The following is a 4,192-nucleotide window of genomic DNA, read 5'->3' as shown; positions in this document are numbered from 1 at the left end:
TTACTTAAGAGATTTTAGACAGCTTCTTAGGGCTTTCTAAAAGTACGTATTATCATTGGAAACACTATCAGATAAGTCGTCATGATAAACAAGATACGATTTTAAAAAGCCAGATCTTTGAAATTTGGAAAAATAATTATAAAGCCTATGGGTACCCTCGGATCACAATTGCCATGAGAAGACTTGGTGTAGTCATTGGCCCCAATCGTGTCTACCGATTAATGCAGGAGTTAGGCATTCGATCACTAATGGGGCGGCGTTTTAAGAAGCCAGGCACTCATGTAGATTATTCTCAACGGCCTAACTTGATTAAGAACCATCCAATCGGAACTATTTGGCGTGCTGACATAACCTACCTAGAACTAAGACCAAGCACTTGGGTCTATCTAAGTACCATCTTTGACCAAACTAGTAAGCAAATCATCGCTTTCAACATTGGCAAGGAGATGGCATCGAAACTGATTATTAAGACATTGTTGCAAGCCTTGAGCAGGGCTTCTAAGCCAACCTTTTTGCACTCTGATATGGGTTCACAATACACCAGTATTGCTTATGAAGGCCTGTTAAAGCGGCACCTGATTAGGCATTCATATTCCAAACAAGGTTATCCATATGATAACGGTCCGCTCGAAGCTTTCCATTCGCTACTTAAACGAGAATTTATTTTTCAAACACGTTTTACTAGTTTTGAGGACTTAGTCCTCAGAGTTGAAAATTACATTAACTGGTATAACACCGAAAGAATTAGGATAAACGGCTAATTTTTTAAGTACCAAAACTTGACGTAGGAGCACGATGAGATTCTACCTCTTTTTGGTATCTAAAATTAGTAACTGAGAAATGATTTTAAAAAAATACGGTCAGTTGTATACTGCTTAATCTCTATTCAATATCTAGACTTTCTTTTACAAAAAGATCTTCTCAAATTGTTGAGAAAATCTTTCGAATACAATAGGGCCTACCCTATTGTAACTAAAGAGAGAAGGGAGTATTATTAGTTACATATAAGTGACCCGGAGGTGACCTGGAATTGGCTAAAATCGGTTATGCGCGTGTTAGTACGCGTGATCAAAATCTTGCACGTCAAATTGAACAGCTACATGATGCCGGTGTTAATAAAATGTTTCAAGAGAAGCTTTCAGGTAAAAATGCCGATCGTCCTCAACTAAAAGCAATGTTAGACTATATTCGTGATGATGATGAAGTAGTGGTATTGAGCCTTGATCGACTTGGTCGCAATTCTCATGATTTGACTGACATCATCGAAACCATTCGGCATCATGGAGCTCAATTGAATGTTCTAAACCTGCCTAGCTTTGCAAGTATTGAAGATCCTAACCTTCGTAACTTGATTACGACAATTATTGTCGAACTATATAAGTATATTGCTCAAGAAGAGCGCGAAACTATTAAGATACGGCAACAACAAGGCATAGAAATCGCCAAACGCCAGGGCAAATATAAAGGAAAAATTCGCGAATATGGTCCTCATTCACCTAATCGTCAAAAACGCTATATATATAAAGAAGCCTGTCGCCTTTTAAATAAGAAGAAAGACGGAGATGAAACTCTGACAAAACGACAAATTGCTCGCATGTTAGGCATTGCACCAGTAACTTTATATCGCATCGAAAAGTATCAGGCAGAAGATCTAGCTAAGGTTCCCTCTAGTGAGAGGTAAACATCATGGTAGATTTAAGGGGAAAAAGGATTCTCTTTACCGGTCGTTTACGATCTTTTCGTCGTTCTCAGGCACAACAGTTAGCAACTATTCTAGGAGCAAAACCTGTCAACGGGATTGACAAAAATGTCGATATCCTTGTGGTTGGTATTATTAGTAAACCCTATGATCAACTACTTACCACTCAAAAGTTAACGTATGCTAGAACCTATGGCATTCCAAAGATTGACGAATTAGCCTTTATTTCATGGTGCCAATGGCGATTAGATCAATTGAAAGCAACTCTTTAAGTGCCTTCTTATCAAACGGGGGAATTAGTATGCAAAAGCGTATCGATTTGGCCAATCAAACATTTGGGCGACTCACAGTTATTAGTTTTTTTGGAAGCAGTTCTAATGGCAACGCGCTTTGGCTCTGTCAATGTCAATGTGGAAATAAATGTATTGTTGACAGTCAACGACTTCAAAAAGGATTCACTCGCAGTTGCGGGTGTTTGCGATCAGAAATAAGCAGATCAAACATAAAAGCTAATAACCAGACTAAAAAATACATGGGCAATCCCAAGAATTTTCAACTAATCAATCGAACAAATTTAGTTGCTTCTACACTTAAACGGTCCAATAACAAATCTGGCGTTATCGGAGTTAGTTGGGATAAAACTGCTCAAAAGTGGATCGCAAGGCTGTACTTTCAAGGCCATCTTGTCCTAAATCATGTATATATTCATATGGAGGATGCCATCGCTGCTCGCAAGGCAGCAGAGAAAAGGTATATTGTACCTTTGCAAAAGCAATATAATCAAACACACCAAAAAAATCAATTAAATTGATTAGACAATCCGATCTGGAGAAAATGCCATTACCTGCACTTTCTATAGACTTATAGAAAAGCCGATTCATTATAAAATGGTTCAATTCCGTAATCATGCAACTGCCCTAAATACTAAGATCAGTTTGCAAGAAAAGAAGCCGTAGCGTGTGTTTGTGGCATCAAGACTTAATTCGACAAACTCCCAGGACAACAATTATTGGGACAGCGTCGTGAAATGGAAAAACGAGGTTATCATCCAGATCAGAAACAGTGTGATCCTCTGTATCAAGGCCAACATTGCCTAGCATACAAGCAACTAAGTCCTGTTGCACTCACAATGCCCATCTATCCTGAGTATGACCAAGGATATAAACACGTTTGCCTAACTAATCTAACAAGCAAAAGGATCTTGTTAACCTTTCAGCGATCCTAGTCTGCGGTGTTCATCTGGGGACATAGGATTGACAAAACAGAATATCGGCAATATACTTACTAAAAGTAGTTGGAAAGCGTAATGTCGTGTTGATCGGAGAAAATTAAATGGTAAATCTTACAGAAGAAATGAAGAATATGTTAAAGAGTCAGCTCCCCTTCCTAGCAACAACAGGAATAGATGGCAAACCTCAAGTTGGTCCCAAGGGCTCACTACATGTCTTAGATGACTCACATTTAATCTACTTTGAGCATACCTTCAGGCAAGCCTATGATAATCTCTCGAGCAACCATTTGGCAGCGGTTGCGGTTGCTGATAGAGGCGCTCAACAGGGATTTCGCTTTGAGGGAACGGCTCATATTCATGAAACAGATGATTTTGCTAATCATATTTTAGATCAAACTAACATTTTTGACCGTTTCCCACGCGCTGGCGTAGTGGTCATTGATGTTGAACGAATCTATAAATTGGATAACACCTTAGAGGCTGGCATTCAAATCGCCTAGGGTTTTTAAAACAAATTCAACCGAGTAAGTCGAAGAACTTTTTAGTGTCCAAACTCATACAGTGTTTATTTCATGTCATTAAGTATTCATTAGCAAGCAGTTTTGTTATACTTTGTTTAGAAGTGATGGAAGTACGTCGAATTCTTAAGAAACCCATAGCTTACTGTTAACGCCATTACTTCGAGCGTGTCGACCTTTGACACGCTTTTTTTATGCTATTGGATACAAATCATTCAATAAAAATGAAGCATCAAAAAAGACGGCTTCCACTATGGAAAGTCGTCTCCGATGAACCTGGTTTTCTAATAATCATTCATGTCGCATCGTCTCGCTATAAAAGTATTCAGTATCGAAATTTGTGACATATACCTTATTGACGTTCTCGTCGGTAAGGTTTGAAGAAGCTATAAACGAGTAAACCAAGAACAGAAAGTATCCCAATCAGTGTCATGCCAACGTTATTGACATCTCCTGTATTTGGCATTTTTTGACCATTGCCGTGATTGTCATTGGTGTTTGGTGGTGTACTCTTCTTAAAGTTCTTCGCCACAACCACAGCCGATTCATTACTGAGTTGAAGCTTGATCGTAAACGATATTTTGTCGTTACTCAGTTTATAACCAGCTGGTGCTGCTGTTTCAACAAAGTAGTAGTCACCTGGCTTCAAATCATTGACTTGGATCTGGCCTTTAGCATCTGTCGTCAAACCGCTAGCGATCTTAGTGCCATTCTTCTTAGAAGCTGTCCAAGATCTATGATTTT

General features: G+C 38.8%; 5 protein-coding genes and 2 pseudogenes. 6 read left to right on the top strand and 1 reads right to left on the bottom strand.

Features of this window, described 5'->3' with window-relative positions; genetic code table 11:
* Window positions 1–11 precede the first annotated feature (11 nt).
* From FC98_RS13445 to FC98_RS13425, 6 genes and pseudogenes are all read left to right on the top strand, one after another.
* A pseudogene (locus tag FC98_RS13445) lies at window positions 12–761 on the top strand (IS3 family transposase); the annotation flags it as partial.
* Window positions 762–1,030: 269 nt separating this feature from the next.
* Window positions 1,031–1,681 (top strand): recombinase family protein, encoded by a 651-nt coding sequence (locus tag FC98_RS13440; protein WP_054656161.1) that lies wholly within the window; start codon window positions 1,031–1,033, stop codon window positions 1,679–1,681.
* A 5-nt stretch (window positions 1,682–1,686) separates the two neighbouring features.
* Window positions 1,687–1,971 (top strand): BRCT domain-containing protein, encoded by a 285-nt coding sequence (locus FC98_RS13435; RefSeq protein WP_008855214.1) that lies wholly within the window; start codon window positions 1,687–1,689, stop codon window positions 1,969–1,971.
* Window positions 1,972–2,000: 29 nt separating this feature from the next.
* The gene (locus FC98_RS13430) at window positions 2,001–2,510 is read left to right on the top strand and encodes an alcohol dehydrogenase (RefSeq protein ID WP_056949741.1); all 510 of its coding nucleotides are present in this window, start codon (window positions 2,001–2,003) and stop codon (window positions 2,508–2,510) included.
* A gap of 210 nt (window positions 2,511–2,720) precedes the next feature.
* Window positions 2,721–2,924, top strand: a pseudogene (locus tag FC98_RS15385) (hypothetical protein); the annotation flags it as partial.
* Between the two features lie 107 nt (window positions 2,925–3,031).
* Window positions 3,032–3,430, top strand: coding sequence for a pyridoxamine 5'-phosphate oxidase family protein (locus FC98_RS13425; RefSeq protein WP_008855217.1), 399 nt, complete (start codon window positions 3,032–3,034; stop codon window positions 3,428–3,430).
* A gap of 370 nt (window positions 3,431–3,800) precedes the next feature.
* Here the strand turns inward: FC98_RS13425 and FC98_RS14810 are convergent.
* The coding region (locus tag FC98_RS14810) for a SpaA isopeptide-forming pilin-related protein (protein ID WP_056949740.1) at window positions 3,801–4,192 on the bottom strand (392 nt) is incomplete at its 5' end.

The sequence above is a fragment of the Lentilactobacillus kisonensis DSM 19906 = JCM 15041 genome (genome assembly GCF_001434135.1).
GTDB classification, from domain to species: Bacteria; Bacillota; Bacilli; order Lactobacillales; family Lactobacillaceae; genus Lentilactobacillus; species Lentilactobacillus kisonensis.
The sequence above is the reverse complement of the archived record's forward strand: the minus strand, read 5'-3'. Positions and strand labels throughout refer to the sequence as shown.